This is a genomic window from Ramlibacter agri (genome assembly GCF_012927085.1).
GTDB classification, from domain to species: Bacteria; Pseudomonadota; Gammaproteobacteria; order Burkholderiales; family Burkholderiaceae_C; genus Ramlibacter; species Ramlibacter agri.
In genome coordinates, this window is record NZ_JABBFX010000002.1 from 572,952 (window position 1) to 589,542 (window position 16,591).

The 16,591-nt window shown below is 67.3% G+C and carries 16 protein-coding genes; 11 read left to right on the forward strand and 5 right to left on the reverse strand.

Going from position 1 to position 16,591, the window contains the following annotated elements; genetic code table 11:
• The 8 genes from HHL11_RS21210 to HHL11_RS21245 all read left to right on the forward strand — a co-directional run bounded on the left by HHL11_RS21210 (position 1) and on the right by HHL11_RS21245 (position 7,176).
• Positions 1 to 492 carry a MarR family winged helix-turn-helix transcriptional regulator gene (locus tag HHL11_RS21210; protein ID WP_169420556.1) on the forward strand — a complete coding sequence of 164 codons (492 nt, stop codon included), beginning with the start codon at positions 1 to 3 and terminating at the stop codon, positions 490 to 492.
• Between the two features lie 95 nt (positions 493 to 587).
• Complete coding sequence (locus tag HHL11_RS21215; RefSeq protein WP_169420557.1) at positions 588 to 911, forward strand: winged helix-turn-helix transcriptional regulator; 324 nt, start codon at positions 588 to 590, stop codon at positions 909 to 911.
• Positions 908 to 2,074: a fumarylacetoacetate hydrolase family protein gene (locus tag HHL11_RS21220; RefSeq protein WP_169420558.1), complete on the forward strand. Its 1,167-nt coding sequence runs from the start codon at positions 908 to 910 to the stop codon at positions 2,072 to 2,074. Before HHL11_RS21215 ends, HHL11_RS21220 begins: the two co-directional genes overlap by 4 nt.
• A gap of 20 nt (positions 2,075 to 2,094) precedes the next feature.
• Positions 2,095 to 2,445 (forward strand): FKBP-type peptidyl-prolyl cis-trans isomerase, encoded by a 351-nt coding sequence (locus tag HHL11_RS21225; protein ID WP_169420559.1) that lies wholly within the window; start codon positions 2,095 to 2,097, stop codon positions 2,443 to 2,445.
• 180 nt (positions 2,446 to 2,625) lie between these two features.
• On the forward strand, positions 2,626 to 3,189 hold the full coding sequence (gene grpE, locus HHL11_RS21230; RefSeq protein WP_169420560.1) for a nucleotide exchange factor GrpE: 564 nt from the start codon (positions 2,626 to 2,628) through the stop codon (positions 3,187 to 3,189).
• 97 nt (positions 3,190 to 3,286) lie between these two features.
• Positions 3,287 to 5,230 carry a molecular chaperone DnaK gene (gene dnaK / locus HHL11_RS21235; protein WP_169420561.1) on the forward strand — a complete coding sequence of 648 codons (1,944 nt, stop codon included), beginning with the start codon at positions 3,287 to 3,289 and terminating at the stop codon, positions 5,228 to 5,230.
• Positions 5,231 to 5,304: 74 nt separating this feature from the next.
• On the forward strand, positions 5,305 to 6,453 hold the full coding sequence (gene dnaJ / locus HHL11_RS21240) for a molecular chaperone DnaJ (protein ID WP_169420562.1): 1,149 nt from the start codon (positions 5,305 to 5,307) through the stop codon (positions 6,451 to 6,453).
• A 177-nt stretch (positions 6,454 to 6,630) separates the two neighbouring features.
• The gene (locus tag HHL11_RS21245) at positions 6,631 to 7,176 is read left to right on the forward strand and encodes a hypothetical protein (protein WP_169420563.1); all 546 of its coding nucleotides are present in this window, start codon (positions 6,631 to 6,633) and stop codon (positions 7,174 to 7,176) included.
• Here HHL11_RS21245 and HHL11_RS21250 read toward each other — a convergent pair.
• Positions 7,173 to 8,297, reverse strand: a complete 1,125-nt coding sequence (locus HHL11_RS21250) for a PA0069 family radical SAM protein (protein ID WP_205964511.1) — start codon at positions 8,295 to 8,297, stop codon at positions 7,173 to 7,175. The genes HHL11_RS21245 and HHL11_RS21250 overlap by 4 nt on opposite strands.
• Before the next feature lie 78 nt (positions 8,298 to 8,375).
• On the opposite strand from HHL11_RS21250, the gene HHL11_RS21255 reads away from it, so the two are divergent.
• On the forward strand, positions 8,376 to 9,740 hold the full coding sequence (locus HHL11_RS21255) for a cytochrome ubiquinol oxidase subunit I (protein ID WP_169420564.1): 1,365 nt from the start codon (positions 8,376 to 8,378) through the stop codon (positions 9,738 to 9,740).
• 10 nt (positions 9,741 to 9,750) lie between these two features.
• Positions 9,751 to 10,764, forward strand: a complete 1,014-nt coding sequence (locus HHL11_RS21260) for a cytochrome d ubiquinol oxidase subunit II (RefSeq protein ID WP_169420565.1) — start codon at positions 9,751 to 9,753, stop codon at positions 10,762 to 10,764.
• Here HHL11_RS21260 and HHL11_RS21265 read toward each other — a convergent pair.
• The 4 genes from HHL11_RS21265 to HHL11_RS21280 all read right to left on the reverse strand — a co-directional run bounded on the left by HHL11_RS21265 (position 10,746) and on the right by HHL11_RS21280 (position 15,333).
• Entirely contained in the window at positions 10,746 to 11,717 is a 972-nt protein-coding gene (locus HHL11_RS21265) for an NAD(P)H-dependent flavin oxidoreductase (protein ID WP_169420566.1), read from the reverse strand. The genes HHL11_RS21260 and HHL11_RS21265 overlap by 19 nt on opposite strands.
• A 50-nt stretch (positions 11,718 to 11,767) precedes the next feature.
• Positions 11,768 to 13,558 (reverse strand): acyl-CoA dehydrogenase, encoded by a 1,791-nt coding sequence (locus HHL11_RS21270; RefSeq protein WP_169420567.1) that lies wholly within the window; start codon positions 13,556 to 13,558, stop codon positions 11,768 to 11,770.
• Between the two features lie 93 nt (positions 13,559 to 13,651).
• Entirely contained in the window at positions 13,652 to 14,584 is a 933-nt protein-coding gene (locus HHL11_RS21275) for an electron transfer flavoprotein subunit alpha/FixB family protein (RefSeq protein WP_169420568.1), read from the reverse strand.
• Positions 14,584 to 15,333 (reverse strand): electron transfer flavoprotein subunit beta/FixA family protein, encoded by a 750-nt coding sequence (locus tag HHL11_RS21280; protein WP_169420569.1) that lies wholly within the window; start codon positions 15,331 to 15,333, stop codon positions 14,584 to 14,586. Before HHL11_RS21280 ends, HHL11_RS21275 begins: the two co-directional genes overlap by 1 nt.
• A 239-nt stretch (positions 15,334 to 15,572) precedes the next feature.
• Here HHL11_RS21280 and HHL11_RS21285 point away from each other — a divergent pair, with 239 nt between their 5' ends.
• Complete coding sequence (locus HHL11_RS21285; RefSeq protein WP_169420570.1) at positions 15,573 to 16,586, forward strand: TRAP transporter substrate-binding protein; 1,014 nt, start codon at positions 15,573 to 15,575, stop codon at positions 16,584 to 16,586.
• Positions 16,587 to 16,591 lie beyond the last annotated feature (5 nt).

Below are 16,591 nucleotides of genomic sequence, written 5' to 3' on the forward strand. Positions count from 1 at the left end.
ATGCCCCGCCTCCGCCTGCCCCGCCCTCCCGCCAACGGCGCCCGCGAAGTCCCTTCGGTGGAGACGATCGACTCCAGCTACCTGGAAACGCTGCTGGGCTACAACGCCCGCCGCGCGGCCCTGTCCGTGATCGAAGTGTTCCTGGAGGCCATGGCGCCGTACAAGCTGCGGCCGGTCGATTTTTCCGTGCTGTCGCTGGTGGCCCATAACCCGGGCATCACCTCGCGCCAGCTGTGCAGCGCGCTGGGCATCCTGCCGCCCAACCTGGTGGGCATGCTGAATGCGCTCGAAAAGCGCGAGCTGGTGTCGCGCCTGCCGCATCCGCGCGACGGCCGGGCCATGGGCCTGCACCTGACGCCGGGCGGCGAAAAGCTGGTGCGCGACGCCGAGAAGACCGCCAGCGAGCTGGAAGCCGGCGTGGCCGGGCGCCTGTCGCCGGCCGAACTGAAGACGCTGATCAAGCTCTTGAAGAAGATCTACCAGCCGGATTGACGCCGCGCAATCCGTTGTAGTCCCGCTATTGTTTATGTAGCGGCGCCTGCGTACACTCGCTTCCCCGGCCTGCCGCCGGCGGAGAAGCCAGGAGCATGAGCCCCAAGGAAAATGCAGCCACCCACCAGCTGTTCGCACTGCTGGAAGCGCGCTACGCCATGCGGGTGCTGTGGGCGCTGCGCGACGGCCATCCGCAGACTTTCCGACTGCTGCAGGACAGCGTGGGCGGCATCACGCCCAACACGCTCAACACCCGCATCAAGGAACTGCGCGAGGCCGGCTTGCTGCAGCACAACGGCGAAGGCTACAGCGTCACCGCCAGCGGCGCCGACCTGCTGAAGCGCCTGGCCGAACTGCAACCCTTCGCCGCCAAGTGGACCGCCGCCCAGGCGAAGAAGAAACTAGGGACCCCGCCATGAACGAATTCCTCGCGGCGACGCTGCCCGCCGATGCGCAGCAAGCCACCCTGGTCGGCCGCGTGTGGGTCGAAGGCCAGGGCGCGGTGCTGGTCAAAGTCGAAGGCGACCAGTTGGTCGACCTGTCGAAGCTCGCCCCCACCTGCAGCGCGCTGCTGGAACTGCCCGACGCGGCCGCCGCGGTGCGCGCGCACCAGGGCGCCAGGATCGCGCCGCTCGCCAAGGTCATCGCCAACAGCCATGCCGACAAGCGCGTCGACGACACGCCGTACCTGCTCGCGCCTTGCGACCTGCAGGCGATCAAGGCGGCCGGCGTCACCTTCGTCGCCTCGATGCTGGAACGCGTCATCGAGGAGCAGGCGCGCGGCAACCCGGCGCTGGCCGAATCGGTACGCAAGGAAGTGGTGGCCGTGATCGGCGACGACCTCTCGCGCGTGCGGCCCGGCTCGCCGGACGCGGACAAGCTGAAGGAAGTGCTGGTCGCGCGCAAGCTGTGGTCGCAGTACCTGGAAGTCGGCATCGGCCCCGATGCCGAGATCTTCACCAAGTCCCAGCCCATGAGCGCGGTGGGCACCGGCGCCGAGATCGGCATCCATCCCAAGAGCGAGTGGAACAACCCCGAGCCGGAAATCGTGCTGGCCGTCAACGGCCGCGGCGAAACCGTGGGCGCGACGCTGGGCAACGACGTCAACCTGCGCGACTTCGAAGGCCGCAGCGCCCTGCTGCTCGGGAAGGCCAAGGACAACAACGCCAGTTGCGCGATCGGGCCCTTCCTGCGCCTGTTCGATGCGCACTTCACGATCGACGACGTGCGCCAGTGCGAGTTGGCGATGAAGGTCGTGGGCCCCGAAGGCTTCGTCATGGAAGGCTCCAGCAGCCTGGGCAGGATCAGCCGCGACCCGCTGGACCTGGTGGCGCAAGGCATAGGCGCCAACCACCAGTACCCGGACGGCTTCGTGCTGTTCCTGGGCACCATGTTCGCGCCCACGCAGGACCGCCACGGTCCCGGCCAGGGCTTCACCCACGCCGTGGGCGACCTGGTCGCCATCGCCACGCCGCGCCTCGGTACACTGGCGAACCGCGTCAACCACTCCGATCGCGTGGCCCCCTGGCGCTATGGCGCGGGCGCCCTCATGCGCGACCTGGCCCGCCGCGGGCTCCTCTGACACACCCAAGAAAGAAACCCATGATCACCACCCCCAGCGGCCTGCAATACGAAGACGAGCTCGTGGGCAGCGGCCCCGAGGCCAAGCCCGGCAACGACGTCCGCGTCCACTACACCGGCTGGCTGTACAACAACGGCGTGCAGGGGGCCAAGTTCGATTCCAGCCGCGACCGCAACTCGCCTTTCGAGTTCTCCCTGGGCGCCGGCATGGTGATCAAGGGCTGGGACGAAGGCGTGGCGGGCATGAAGGTGGGCGGCAAGCGCACCCTGGTCATCCCCCCGGAGCTGGGGTATGGCGCCCGCGGCGCCGGCGGCGTGATCCCGCCGAACGCGACCCTGAAGTTCGACGTCGAGCTGATCGAGACGCGATAAGACAGGTTCGCTGGAGTGCGGCTTCGCCGCAACCCAGCCACCAGGGCCCCTCCGGGCCTGCCCGATGTCAAAATCACGCCCCGTCGCCGGGTGCGTGATTTTTTCAATGGCCGTGCCTTGAAAGGGTCTTTCGCGCCCCCAATTGCCCGGCGTCTTTCCAGAACACCCCTTTCCCAAGAGATGCCCGACAACGTCCAGACCGAGAGCGACCGTCCGCTCGACGCTGCCCCCGAGGCAGCCGGCAACGCTGCCGCCAATGACGCCGCCGGCCAGCAGGCCGCCCCGACCGACTGGCAGGCCCAGTGCGCCGCACTGGAAGCGAAGAACAAGGAGCTGGGCGACCAGCTGCTGCGCTCCCAGGCCGAGATGCAGAACATCCGCCGCCGCGCCGACGAAGAAGTCTCCAAGGCCCGCAAGTTCGCCGTGGAAGGCTTCGCCGAAAGCCTGCTGCCCGTGGCCGACAGCCTGGAAGCCGGCCTGGCCCACTCCGGCGGCACCGTGGAACAGATCCGCGAAGGCGCCGAAGCCACGCTGCGCCAGCTGAAAGCCGCGCTCGAGCGCAACAAGGTGATCGAGATCAACCCGGCCGCCGGCACCAAGTTCGACCCCCACCTGCACCAGGCGATTTCGATGGTGCCGGCGGAGCAGGAAGCGAACACCGTGGTGGCCGTGCTGCAGAAGGGCTACTCCATTGCCGACCGCACGATGCGCCCGGCCCTGGTCACGGTGGCCGCGCCGAAATGATCGGCCGAGCCTTGAATCCGTAACGGATATCCACAACTACTCAACAGATTGATCCACAGGGCGAGCTTGCCCTGCCAAGAGACTAGGAGAACACAACATGGCGAAGATCATCGGCATCGACCTCGGTACGACGAACTCGTGCGTTGCCATCATGGAAGGCAACAACGTCAAGGTCATCGAGAACTCCGAGGGCGCCCGTACCACGCCTTCGATCATCGCGTACCAGGAAGACGGCGAGATCCTCGTTGGCGCTTCCGCCAAGCGCCAGGCCGTCACGAACCCGCGGCACACCTTCTATGCGGTGAAGCGCCTCATCGGCCGCAAGTTCACCGAGATGGAAGTGCAGAAGGACATCGACCTGATGCCCTACAAGATCGTGGCCGCCGACAACGGCGACGCGTGGGTGGAAGAGCGCGGCAAGAAGCTGGCGCCCCCGCAGGTTTCCGCCGAAGTGCTGCGCAAGATGAAGAAGACCGCCGAGGACTACCTCGGCGAGGAAGTGACGGAAGCCGTGATCACGGTGCCCGCGTACTTCAACGACTCGCAGCGCCAGGCCACCAAGGACGCCGGCCGGATCGCGGGCCTGGACGTCAAGCGCATCATCAACGAGCCCACCGCCGCGGCCCTGGCCTTCGGCCTGGACAAGCACGGCAAGGGCGACCGCAAGATCGCCGTGTATGACCTCGGCGGCGGCACCTTCGACATCTCGATCATCGAGATCGCCGACGTCGAGGGCGAGAAGCAGTTCGAAGTGCTGTCCACCAACGGCGACACCTTCCTGGGCGGCGAGGACTTCGACCAGCGCATCATCGATTACATCGTCACCGAGTTCAAGAAGGAACAGGGCGTCGACCTGAAGAACGACGTGCTGGCCCTGCAGCGCCTGAAGGAAGCCGCCGAGAAGGCGAAGATCGAACTGTCCAACAGCACGCAGACCGACATCAACCTGCCCTATGTGACGGCAGATGCCTCCGGTCCGAAGCACCTGAACATCAAGCTCACGCGCGCCAAGCTGGAAGCGCTGGTGGACGACCTGGTCGCCCGCACGATCGAGCCCTGCAAGATCGCCATCAAGGACGCCGGCGTGTCGGTCAACGACATCCAGGACGTGATCCTGGTGGGCGGCATGAGCCGCATGCCCAAGGTGCAGGACAAGGTCAAGGAGTTCTTCGGCAAGGAGCCGCGCAAGGACGTGAACCCCGACGAGGCCGTGGCCGTCGGCGCCGCCATCCAGGGCCAGGTGCTCTCGGGCGAGCGCAAGGACGTGCTGCTGCTGGACGTCACCCCGCTGTCCCTGGGCATCGAGACCCTGGGCGGCGTGATGACGAAGATGATCAAGAAGAACACCACGATCCCGACCAAGTTCGCGCAGACCTTCTCGACCGCCGACGACAACCAGCCGGCCGTGACGATCAAGGTGTTCCAGGGCGAGCGGGACATTGCCACCGGCAACAAGCTGCTGGGCGAGTTCAACCTGGAAGGCATCCCGCCGTCGCCGCGCGGCCTGCCCCAGATCGAGGTGAGCTTCGACATCGACGCCAACGGCATCCTGCACGTGGGCGCCAAGGACAAGGGCACGGGCAAGGAAAACAAGATCACCATCAAGGCGAACTCGGGCCTGTCCGAAGGCGAGATCGAGAAGATGGTGAAGGACGCCGAGGTGAACGCGGCCGAGGACAAGAAGAAGCTCGAGACCGTCCAGGCTCGCAACCAGGGTGACGCCATGCTGCACAGCGTGCGCAAGTCGCTCACCGAGTACGGCGACAAGATCGACGCGGGCGAGAAGTCCAAGATCGAAGCGGCGGCCAAGGAGCTCGAGGAAGCCCTGAAGTCCGAGGACAAGGAGCAGATCGAGGCCAAGACCAACGCGCTGATGCAGGTCAGCCAGAAGCTGGGCGAGCAGATGTACGCCGCGCAGCAGGCTGCAGGCGGCGCCGCGGAAGGCGCGGCCCCGGGTGCGGAAGCGGCTGGCGCCTCGTCCGGCCCGGCGAACGACGACAACGTCGTGGACGCGGAAGTGAAGGAAGTCAAGAAGGGCTGATCCTGCCCGCATCGAGCCGCCGCGTTCGACGGGTATCCGTCAACGCGGCGTTTTCGCTGTAGCAGTCAAGAAACATGGCTACGAAACGCGATTACTACGAAGTCCTGGGCGTCCCGAAGAACGCCAGCGAGGACGAGATCAAGAAGGCTTATCGCAAGCTGGCGATGAAGTTCCACCCTGACCGCAACCAGGGGGACAGCGCCAAGGAAGCGGAGGCCAAGTTCAAGGAGGCCAAGGAAGCCTACGAGATGCTCTCGGAGCCCGAGAAGCGCTCGGCCTACGACCAGTTCGGCCATGCGGGCGTCGACCCGAACATGCGCGGTGGGGGCCCCGGGGCGGAAGGTTTCGGCGGCTTCGCGGAAGCCTTCGGCGACATCTTCGGCGACATCTTCGGCCAGCAGCGCGGCGGCGGTGGCGCGCGCGGTGGCCGCCAGGTCTATCGCGGCGCGGATCTCTCCTATGCGATGGAGATCACGCTGGAAGAGGCGGCCAAGGGCAAGGACGCGCAGATCCGCATCCCGAGCTGGGACGAATGCGAGACCTGCCACGGCTCCGGCGCCAAGCCCGGCACCCAGGCCAAGACCTGCACGACCTGCCATGGGGCGGGTGTGGTGCAGATGCGCCAGGGCTTCTTCAGCGTGCAGCAGACCTGCCCGCACTGCCGCGGCACCGGCAAGATCATTCCCGAGCCCTGCCAGACCTGCCACGGCCAGGGCAAGGTCAAGCGCCAGAAGACGCTGGAAGTGCGCATCCCCGCCGGCATCGACGACGGCATGCGCATCCGCAGCGCCGGCAACGGCGAGCCGGGCACCAATGGCGGCCCTCCGGGCGACCTGTACATCGAGATCCGGCTGAAGAAGCACGCGATCTTCGAGCGCGATGGCGACGACCTGCACGTCGTGGTGCCGGTGAGCATCGCGCGGGCCTCGCTGGGCGGCGAGATCGAGGTGCCCACCCTGGACGGCAAGGCGGCCATCGACATCCCCGAAGGCACCCAGGCCGGCAAGCAGTTCCGCCTGCGCGGCAAGGGCATCAAGGGCGTGCGTTCCAGCTACCCCGGCGACCTGTACTGCCACATCGTGGTGGAAACGCCGGTGAAGCTGACCGAACACCAGCGCAAGCTGCTGAAGGAACTGGACGAGTCCCTCAAGAAGGGCGGCGCGAAGCACTCGCCGGCCGAGGAAACCTGGGCAGACAAGCTGAAGGGTTTCTTCAGCGCCTAGTCCCACCTCGTCACCCCCGCGAAGGCGGGGGTCCAGGACATTCGAGAAAGCGGCCGCAAGGCCGCTTTTTCCTTGGGCGCCCTGGTTGCCCGCCTCCGCGGGCATGACGAGACCGGTTTGTGGCTCCCGCAGGACACCCCCGATGGCAAGCTCGGCCGTCCCCGTCACAATGCGGTCATGGCCCTGAAGCTGTTCCGCACGACAGGCTACTCCACCCTCCTCCTGCCCGGCGAGGCGCGGCAGGCCATGCATCCGGCGCGGATGGTGGCGGTGGCGAGCCTGTGGATCGGACTGGCCTGCAACGCGGGCCTGTGGCGGCTGGCCACGACGGGCGAATCGCTGCTGGCGGCGCTGTCCACGGCGGCCCTGCTGGCTGGCGGCAGCGGCATGATCCTCAGCCTGCTGGGATGGCGCCGCACCATCCGGCTCGCCATCACCGTGCTGGTGTTCGGCGCGGCCATCCTCGCCTGCGGCCTCTGGGTGCAGGACCTGCCGGCGGAAGCGCTGTGGCAGCAGCGCCCGCGCAACCTGCTGCCACCCTGGCCCAACTTCATGCGCTGGCAGGTGCCCACGCTGATGCTGGTGCTGGCCGTGGTGCCGGTGGTGTGGGTGTGGCACGTCGCGTTGCGCCGCCTGCCAGGGCCGGCGCAGCTGCAGTCGAACATCCTGGGCGCGGTCGTGGGCGCGCTGGTGTTCGGGCTCGGGTTGGCGTTGTTGCCTTAAAACAGGCTGCCCTGCCCGGGCGGTGACGGCGGCCGGAACAGGTCGACCGGGAAGCGCGGGCGCTCCCGCTTCGCATTGAAGCCGATGCGGTCCACTGCCTTGCGGAAGCGCTGCGCGATCAGCTCCGACCAGGCGCCGCTGCCCTTCATGCGCGTGGCGAAATCGCTGTCGTAATCCTTGCCGCCACGCATGTCCTGGATGCGATGCATCACGCGTGCGGCCCGCTGCGGGTAGTGCAGCTCCAGCCACTGCTTGAAGAGGGGCGCCACCTCCCAGGGCAGCCGGATCACGTGGTAGAAGGCCTCGCGCGCACCGGCCTCCCAGGCCGCCTCGAGCACCTGCTCCATGTCCTCGTTGAGGAAGGGGATCTGCGGCGCCAGGCTCACTCCGCAAGGGATGCCGTGCTCCGCCAGCGTCTTCAGCACGCGCAGGCGCCGGTGCGGCGCCGCGGCGCGCGGCTCCAGCTTGCGCGCCAGCTCCGCGTCCAGCGTCGTGATGGTCACGTACACCGCCGCCAGGCCCTGCGCCGCCATCGGCGCGATCAGGTCCAGGTCGCGCTCGACACCGCTGGACTTGGTGACCAGCGCGAAGGGATGCCGCGTCTCGTGCATCAGCTCGATGACGCCGCGCGTGAGGCGCAGCTCCCGTTCCACCGGCTGGTAGCAGTCGGTGGCCGTGCCGATGGCCAGCAGCTGCGGCTGGTAGCCCTTGCGCGCCAGCTCCGCGCGCAGCAGGTCCACCGTGTTGCGCTTGGCGATGATCTTCGTTTCGAAGTCCAGGCCCGGCGACAGGTTCAGGTAGCTGTGCGTGGGCCGGGCGTAGCAATAGATGCAGCCATGTTCGCAGCCCCGGTAGGGATTGAGCGAGCGGTCGAAATAGATGTCCGGCGAGTCGTTGCTGGAAATGACGCTGCGCGCGTTTTCCCAGATCACCTGCGTGGCGGGCGGCGCCGGCGTGGCGCCCTCCTCCTCCGACGGCTCCCAGCCATCGTCGAAGGCCTCGCGCTCTTCGCGCTCGAAGCGGTGCGCAAGGCGGGTGGCGCTGCCGCGGCCCTTGATGGCCTGCACCGGCACCCGCACCTCATCCACGGTATTCCCGGTGGAGCGGTCGATACTGTTCATCCATCCAGTATCTCGCATTTTCCCCGGGAATGGGCGAATCCACTAGGATTCCAGGGCCCTTTGGGAGGACGCCCGCGCATGGACACCCTGATGCTCTCGCGGCTGCAGTTCGCCGCCAATATCGGTTTCCACATCCTCTTCCCGGCCATCAACATCGCGCTCAGCTGGTTCCTGGTGTACTTCCGGGTCCGCAACAGCCGCGCGGCAAACCAGGACGAAGCGCGCCAGTGGGAGGAGGCGTACTACCTGTGGACCAAGGTCTTCGCGCTCACCTTCGCGATCGGCGTGGTGACCGGCCTGACCATGAGTTTCCAGTTCGGCACCAACTGGCCCGGCTACATGGAGAAGGTCGGCAACATCGCCGGCCCGCTGCTTGGCTACGAGGTGCTGACCGCCTTCTTTCTCGAGGCGACCTTCCTGGGCATCATGCTGTTCGGACGCACGCGCGTCTCGGGCCGCGTGCACTTGACGGCGACTCTGATGGTCGCGGCCGGCACCACGCTGTCGGCGTTCTGGATCCTGAGCCTCAACTCCTGGATGCAGACCCCGCAGGGCCACAGCTTCGCCAACGGCCAGTACTTCGCCGAGGACTGGCTGGCGATCATCTTCAATCCGTCCTTCCCCTACCGGTTGGCGCACATGGTGCTGGCCTCGGTCCTCACCGCGGCCTTCCTGGTGGCCGGGCTTTCGGCCTGGCAGATGCTGTGCGGCACCGCCAACGGCGGCACACGCCGCGCGCTGCGCGCCGGCGTCGTGACGGCGGCCGTGGCGATCCCGATCCAGATCTTCGCGGGCGATGCGCACGGCCTCAACACGCTGGAGCACCAGCCGGCCAAGATCGCCGCCATCGAAGCCATCTGGCACACGGAGACCAGCGCGCCGCTGACCTTGATCGGCTGGCCCAACGAAAAGGAGGGCCGCACCGACTTCGCGATCCAGGTGCCGCGGCTGGCCAGCATCATCCTGGCCCACGACCCGAACGCGACGCTCAAAGGCCTCGACCAGTTTCCCGATGCGCACCCGCCGGTGCTGCCGGTGTTCTGGGGCTTCCGCGTCATGGTCGGCATGGGCTTGCTGATGCTGGCCGTGTCCTGGTCCTCGGCGTGGTCGCTGTGGCGCCAGCGGCCGTTCGCCCGCTGGCAGCTGCGCCTGCAGGCCGGCATGACCTTCGCCGGTTGGGTGGCCACGATCGCGGGCTGGACCGTCACCGAGGTGGGCCGCCAGCCTTTCCTGGTCTACGGCCTGCTGCGCACCGCGGACGCCGTGGCGCCGCATCCGCCCGGCGTGGTGCTTTCCACCCTCATCGCCTACCTGGCCTTGTATGCCTTCCTGCTCGTCGCCTACGTGCTGGTGCTGATGTACATGTCCGAGCACCCGGCGATGCCCACTGCGCAGTCGCCCCAGAGCCCCAAGGCGGCCCTGCCCGTCGGCGGCTCGGCCTGAGGAGCGCAGCATGGCACTCGACTGGAACACCGTCCTGCCCCTGATCTTCATGGCGATCATGGGCCTGGCCCTGCTCGCCTACGTGGTGCTGGATGGCTACGACCTGGGTGTCGGCCTGCTGCTGCCTTTCGCGACCGACGACGAAAAGGACGTCATGGTCTCCAGCATCGGCCCGTTCTGGGACGCCAACGAGACCTGGCTGGTGCTGGGCATCGGCGTGCTGCTGGTGGCTTTCCCGCAGGCGCACGGCGTCGTGCTGACGGCGCTGTACCTGCCGGTGGCCGTGATGCTGATCGGGCTGATCCTGCGCGGTGTGTCCTTCGACTTCCGCGTCAAGGCGCGCGATGCGCACAAGGCGATGTGGAACCGCCTGTTCTCGCTCGGCTCGCTGACAGCGGCGGCGGCGCAGGGCTGGATGCTCGGGAGCTACCTCACGGCGTTCGACCACGGGCTTTACGCGCGCCTGTTCTCGCTGGGCATCGCCGTGACGCTGCCCACCGCGTATGCCATGCTGGGCGCGGGCTGGCTGATCATGAAGACCTGGGGTGAGCTGCGGGCCAAGGCCACGCGCTGGGCGCGGCTGGTGCTGTGGCCCATGGGCGTGGCGCTGGTGAGCATCTCGCTGGCGACGCCGGTCGTGAGCCCCAACGTGTTCGAGCGCTGGTTCGCGCTGCCGCAGTTCATCGGCCTGCTGCCGATTCCGGTGGCTTGCGCCGCCGCCTTCTTTGCGGCCTTCCATGTCGCCGGCCGCAAGCAGATCGTGGAGGCGGGCTATGGCTGGGTGGTGTTCGCGAGCACGGTGCTGATCTTCGTGCTGGCCTTCCTGGGGCTGGCGTACAGCATCTACCCGTACATCGTCATCGAACACCTGACGGTGTGGCAGGCCGCCGCCGCGCACAACTCGCTGGTGTTCCTGTTCGTCGGCGTGGCCATCACGCTGCCGGCGATCGTGATCTACACGATCTTCATGTACCGGGTGTTCTGGGGAACGGCCACGGAACTCAGTTACGCCGGCGACAAGTAGGAAACGCCCAGCCGCGCCTTCGCCTCGGCGTACTCGCGCTTCAGGCGCGCGACGAACTCCGCCGTGTGCGTCACCGCGGTCACGGCGCCGATGCCCTGGCCGGCGCCCCAAATGTCCTTCCAGGCCTTCTTGGCGTCGCCGCCGAAGCTCATCTTGCTCGGGTCGCTCTCGGGCAGGTTGTCCGGGTCCAGGCCGGCGGCCACGATGCTGGGCTTCAGGTAGTTGCCGTGCACGCCGGTGAACAGGCTGGAATAGACGATGTCGTCCGAGCTGCCTTCGACGATGGCCTGCTTGTAGGCCTCGCTGGCGCGCGCTTCGTGCGTGGCGATGAAGGCCGAGCCGATGTACGCGAAGTCCGCGCCCATGGCCTGCGCGGCCAGCACCGCGCCGCCCGTCGCGATGGAGCCGGAAAGCGCCAGCGGGCCGTCGAACCACTGGCGGATCTCCTGGATCAGCGCGAACGGGCTCTTGACGCCCGCGTGGCCGCCCGCGCCCGCCGCCACCGCGATCAGGCCGTCGGCGCCCTTCTCCACGGCCTTGCGGGCGAAGAAGTTGTTGATGATGTCGTGCAGCACGACGCCACCGTAGGAATGGATCGCCTCGTTGACGTCGACGCGCGCGCCCAGCGAGGTGATGACGACCGGCACCTTGTACTTCACCACCACTTGCATGTCGTGCTCGAGCCGGTCATTGCTCTTGTGCACGATCTGGTTGATGGCGAAGGGCGCCGCCGGCCGCTCCGGGTGGGCGCGGTTGTGCGCGGCCAGGGTCTCGGTGATCTCGTGCAGCCACTCGTCCAGTTGCGCCGCCGGCCGCGCGTTGAGCGCGGGCATGGAGCCGACCACCCCCGCCTTGCACTGCTCGATCACCAGCTTGGGGTTGCTGACGATGAACATCGGCGAGGCGATGACGGGCAGCGGCAGGTTCTGCAGGACGGCGGGCAGTCGGGACATCGGGACTCCTGGATTGCCGGGATGCGCTGACGCGCAACCCAGCCTACATATCAAAACGCTTCGAGGGGCAGCGCGGTGACGCTGTCGGCGCCTTCCACGATCGCATCGCGCTGGCCCGGGACGCGGGACAGGATGTGGTCGGCATAGAAGCGCGCAGTGGCGATCTTCGCGCGCATGAAGGCGGCGTCCTGTCCCTTTTGCAACAGGCCTTCCGCGATCAGCAGCGAGCGCGCCATCTGCCAGCCCGCCACCAGGTTGCCGGCCAGCATCAGGTAGGGCACGGAGCCGGCGAACACGGCGTTGGGCGCAGCCTTGCCTTCCTTCACGACGTAGGCCACGACATCGAGGAAAGCCTTGCGGGCCGCCGCCAGGCGCTTGGCCATGGCGCGCGCTTCGGCGCTGCCGCTCCTGGCCAGCTCGCCTTCGGTCTTCTCGATCTGGCCGGCGACGGCCTGGGCCACCTGGCCGCCGTCACGCGCAGTCTTGCGGCCCACGAGGTCGTTGGCCTGGATGGCGGTCGTGCCTTCGTAGATGGTGAGGATGCGGGCATCGCGGTAGTACTGCGCCGCGCCGGTCTCCTCGATGAAGCCCATGCCGCCGTGCACCTGCACGCCCAGCGAAGTGACTTCCAGGCTCATCTCGGTGCTGTAGCCCTTGACCAGCGGCACCAGGAATTCGTAGAAGGCCTGGTTCTGCTGGCGCACCGCGGCGTCGGCCGCGTGGTGGGCCGCGTCGTAGGCAGCGGCGGCCACGCTGGCCATCGCGCGGCAGCCTTCGGTCAGTGCGCGCATGGTCATGAGCATGCGGCGCACGTCCGGGTGGTGCACGATGGTGGCGGAGCCGTTGACGGAGCCATCCACCGGGCGCGACTGCACGCGGTCCTTGGCGTAGGCCGCGGCCTTCTGGTAGGCCGTCTCGGCCACCGCAATGCCCTGCACGCCCACGGCGTAGCGGGCGGCGTTCATCATGATGAACATGTACTCGAGGCCGCGGTTCTCCTGGCCCACGAGATAGCCGATGGCACCGCCGTTGTCGCCGTATTGGAGGACGGCCGTCGGCGAGGCCTTGATGCCCAGCTTGTGCTCGATGCTGACGCAGTGCACGTCGTTGCGCGCGCCCAGCGAGCCGTCCTGGTTCACCATGAACTTGGGCACGACGAACAGGCTGATGCCCTTGACGCCTTCCGGCGCGCCGGGAACCCGGGCCAGCACCAGATGGACGATGTTGTCCACCATGTCGTGCTCGCCATAGGTGATGAAGATCTTGGTGCCGAACACCTTGTAGGTGCCGTCGCCCTGAGGCTCGGCGCGGCTGCGCACCATCGCCAGGTCGCTGCCGGCCTGCGGCTCGGTCAGGTTCATGGTGCCGGTCCACTCGCCGCTCACCAGCTTGCGCAGGTACACGTCCTTCAGCGCGTCGGAGCCGGCCGTCAGCAGCGCCTCGGTGGCGCCGTCGGTCAGCAGCGGGCACAGGGCGAAGCTCAGGTTCGCCGAGTTCAGCATCTCGATGCACGCTGCCGCGATGGTCTTGGGCAGCGCCTGGCCGTCGTATTCGGCGGGATGCTGCAGCGCCTGCCAGCCGCCTTCGATGTACTGGCGATAGGCCTCCTTGAAGCCGGGCGTCGTGGTGACCTGGCCGTCCTTCCAGCTGGACGGATTCTTGTCGCCGTCCACGTTCAGGGGCGCGACCACGCCTTCGTTGAACTTCGCGCACTCCTCGAGCACGGCCTGGGCGGTATCGAGGCCGGCCTCCTCGAAGCCGGGCAGCTGCGCAACCTGGTCGATGCGAGCGAGGTGCTCGATGTCGAACAGCATGTCCTTGACGGGAGCGCGGTAGGTCATGGGGAGTCTCCTGGGGATGCGGGGGGAAGCGTGGATCATCGCCAGCTCTCCCCCGGGGCACCCTCCTCGCGGCGAGGAGGGCGTACTGCTTTCTTACAGCTTCGCGATCAGTTCCGGCACGGCCGTGAACAGGTCGGCCTCGAGGCCGTAGTCGGCCACGCTGAAGATCGGCGCTTCCGGGTCCTTGTTGATCGCGACGATCACCTTGGAGTCCTTCATGCCGGCCAGGTGCTGGATCGCGCCGGAGATGCCCAGGGCGATGTACAGCTGCGGCGCGACGATCTTGCCGGTCTGGCCGACCTGGAAATCGTTGGGCGCGTAGCCGGCGTCCACCGCGGCGCGCGAGGCACCGATGGCGGCGCCCAGCTTGTCGGCCAGCGGCTCCAGCACTTCGTGGAACTTCTCGCTCGAGCCCAGAGCGCGGCCACCGGAGACGATGATCTTGGCGGCGGTCAGCTCCGGGCGGTCGCTCTTGGCGATCTCCGCTCCGACGAAAGTGCTCTTGCCGGTGTCGGCGACGGCGCTGGCGCTCTCGACGCTGGCGCTGCCACCGGTGGCGGCCGCCGGGTCGAAGCCGGTCGTGCGCACGGTGATCACCTTCACCTTGTCCGTGCTCTGCACGGTGGCGATGGCGTTGCCGGCGTAGATCGGGCGCTCGAAGGTGTCGGGGCTGTCGACCTTGGTGATGTCGCTGATCTGCGCGACGTCCAGCTTGGCGGCCACGCGCGGGGCGATGTTCTTGCCGCTGGCGGTCGCCGGGAACAGGATGTGCGAGTAGTTCGAAGCAATCGCCAGCACCTGCGCCGCGACGTTCTCGGCCAGGCCGTGTTCGAACTGCGCGCCGTCGGCGTGGATCACCTTGGACACGCCGGCGATCTGCGCGGCGGCCTTGGCGGCTTCACCGGCATTCGCGCCAGCAACGAGGACGTGCACGTCGCCGCCGCAGGCCTTGGCCGCGGTGACGGTGTTCAGGGTCGCGCCCTTGACGTGGGCGTTGTCGTGTTCGGCAATGACGAGGGCGGCCATCAGATCACCTTGGCTTCAGTCTTCAGTTTCTGCACCAGCGTCGCGACGTCGGGCACCTTCACGCCGGCGCCGCGCTTGGGCGGCTCGGCGACCTTCAGCGTCTTCAGCCGGGGCTTGACGTCCACGCCCAGGGCGTCGGGCGTCACGGTCTCCAGCGGCTTCTTCTTCGCCTTCATGATGTTGGGCAGCGTCACGTAGCGCGGCTCGTTCAGGCGCAGGTCGGTGGTGACCACGGCCGGAATCGACACGGACAGGGTTTCGAGACCGCCGTCAACTTCACGCGTGACCTTCGCCTTGCCGTCGGCCACTTCGACCTTCGATGCGAAGGTGGCTTGCGGCAGGTCCGCCAGCGCCGCCAGCATCTGGCCGGTCTGGTTGCAGTCGTCGTCGATCGCCTGCTTGCCCAGGATCACGAGACCGGGCTGCTCCTTGTCGACCAGAGCTTTCAGCAGCTTGGCGACGGCGAGCGGCTCCAGGGCCTCGTCGGTCTGGACCAGGATGGCGCGGTCGGCGCCGATGGCCATGGCGGTGCGCAGGGTCTCCTGGCACTGGGCGACGCCGCAGGACACGGCGATCACCTCGGTGGCAACGCCCTTCTCCTTCAGGCGCACGGCTTCCTCGACGGCGATTTCGTCGAAGGGGTTCATGCTCATCTTCACGTTGGCGATGTCCACACCGCTGCCGTCCGACTTGACTCGGACTTTCACGTTGTAGTCCACCACCCGCTTCACGGGGACCAGGACCTTCATGCTCGGGGCGCTCCTCAGGAGAGTTGGGGGAATCCGAATTGACGTTTACGTAAACGTGAATTCTATGCGGGGCTTGCACCCCGATTGTCGGCATCCCTGCGGCCTGATCGGAGATGCTTGACAAAAAGAACGATCGTGCTTTTTTCTGATTATAGGTGCTTGGGGTAACTCTGGACCGCGGCCGGCGCACACCACCTTTACAGTCTTTCGCACCTCGCATGACCACAGGAGTGCCTCGGATGAAGCGTCACCTGGTCCCGGCGGCGGCCCTCGCCGCCCTCGCCTGCGCGCCCGCCGGCGCGCAGACCGTCCTCACCGTGTCGAGCTGGGTGCCGCCCACCCACGCCCTGAGCGTCGCCCAGAAGGAATGGTGCGACCAGGTCGAGAAGAACAGCGGCGGCAAGGTCCGTTGCAACATCCTCCCACGCGCGGTGGCCAACCCGCCCGGCACCTTCGACGCCGTCAAGAACGGGCTGGCCGACGTCTCCTTCACCGTGCACGGCTACACGCCCGGGCGCTTCGTGCTGACGCAGATGGCGGAGTTCCCCTTCCTCGGCGACAGCTCCGAGCCGATCTCGGTGGCCTTCAACCGGGTCGCCATGAAGTACCCGCAGTTCAACGCCGAACACCAGGGCGTGCACGTGCTGGCCTATTTCACCCACGGCCCGGGCATCGTCTTCAACACCAAGCGGCCGGTGACCAAGGTGGAAGACCTGCAGGGCCTGAAGTGGCGCGTGGGCGGCGGCATGGTCAACGAAATCTCCAAACAGCTCGGGATGAACGTCACCTTGAAGCCGGCGCCGGAATCCTACGAACTGCTCTCCGGCGGCGTCATGGACGGCACGCTGTTCCCGGCCGAATCGACCGAGTCCTTCAAGATCGACAAGCTGATCAAGTACGCCACCACCTTCCCGGGCGGCCTGTACAACACCAGCTTCGTCTTCCTGATGAACCAGGCGAAGTACGACAAGCTCTCGCCCGAGGACAAGAAGGCCGTCGACGCCGCCTCCGGCGAGGTGGCCGCCCGCCAGTTCGGCCGCAACTGGGACAAGGTGGACCGGCGCGCCTACGCGCTCATGCAGGCGAACAACGTGCAGATCACCAAGGCCGACGCCAAGTTCGTCGCGGACGTCAAGGCGAAGACGGCGCCGCTGGAGTCGCAGTGGGTCAAGGCGGCGGAGGCCAAGGGCCTGCCGCAGGCCGACAAGGTGCTCGCGGAGTTCCGTTCCGAGATCGCCAAGGCCTCGAAGTAGGCCGC

Excerpts from the sequence above, each read along its gene's own strand:
- HHL11_RS21280 (WP_169420569.1), bottom strand. The coding sequence starts at position 15,333 with ATGAAGGTCCTGGTCCCCGTGAAGCGGGTGGTGGACTACAACGTGAAA.
- HHL11_RS21260 (WP_169420565.1), top strand. The coding sequence starts at position 9,751 with ATGGCACTCGACTGGAACACCGTCCTGCCCCTGATCTTCATGGCGATC.
- dnaJ (WP_169420562.1), top strand. The coding sequence starts at position 5,305 with ATGGCTACGAAACGCGATTACTACGAAGTCCTGGGCGTCCCGAAGAAC.
- HHL11_RS21225 (WP_169420559.1), top strand. The coding sequence starts at position 2,095 with ATGATCACCACCCCCAGCGGCCTGCAATACGAAGACGAGCTCGTGGGC.
- HHL11_RS21215 (WP_169420557.1), top strand. The coding sequence starts at position 588 with ATGAGCCCCAAGGAAAATGCAGCCACCCACCAGCTGTTCGCACTGCTG.
- HHL11_RS21250 (WP_205964511.1), bottom strand. The coding sequence starts at position 8,297 with ATGAACAGTATCGACCGCTCCACCGGGAATACCGTGGATGAGGTGCGG.
- HHL11_RS21245 (WP_169420563.1), top strand. The coding sequence starts at position 6,631 with ATGGCCCTGAAGCTGTTCCGCACGACAGGCTACTCCACCCTCCTCCTG.
- HHL11_RS21270 (WP_169420567.1), bottom strand. The coding sequence starts at position 13,558 with ATGACCTACCGCGCTCCCGTCAAGGACATGCTGTTCGACATCGAGCAC.
- HHL11_RS21255 (WP_169420564.1), top strand. The coding sequence starts at position 8,376 with ATGGACACCCTGATGCTCTCGCGGCTGCAGTTCGCCGCCAATATCGGT.
- HHL11_RS21220 (WP_169420558.1), top strand. The coding sequence starts at position 908 with ATGAACGAATTCCTCGCGGCGACGCTGCCCGCCGATGCGCAGCAAGCC.
- HHL11_RS21285 (WP_169420570.1), top strand. The coding sequence starts at position 15,573 with ATGAAGCGTCACCTGGTCCCGGCGGCGGCCCTCGCCGCCCTCGCCTGC.
- HHL11_RS21265 (WP_169420566.1), bottom strand. The coding sequence starts at position 11,717 with ATGTCCCGACTGCCCGCCGTCCTGCAGAACCTGCCGCTGCCCGTCATC.
- HHL11_RS21275 (WP_169420568.1), bottom strand. The coding sequence starts at position 14,584 with ATGGCCGCCCTCGTCATTGCCGAACACGACAACGCCCACGTCAAGGGC.
- dnaK (WP_169420561.1), top strand. The coding sequence starts at position 3,287 with ATGGCGAAGATCATCGGCATCGACCTCGGTACGACGAACTCGTGCGTT.
- grpE (WP_169420560.1), top strand. The coding sequence starts at position 2,626 with ATGCCCGACAACGTCCAGACCGAGAGCGACCGTCCGCTCGACGCTGCC.
- HHL11_RS21210 (WP_169420556.1), top strand. The coding sequence starts at position 1 with ATGCCCCGCCTCCGCCTGCCCCGCCCTCCCGCCAACGGCGCCCGCGAA.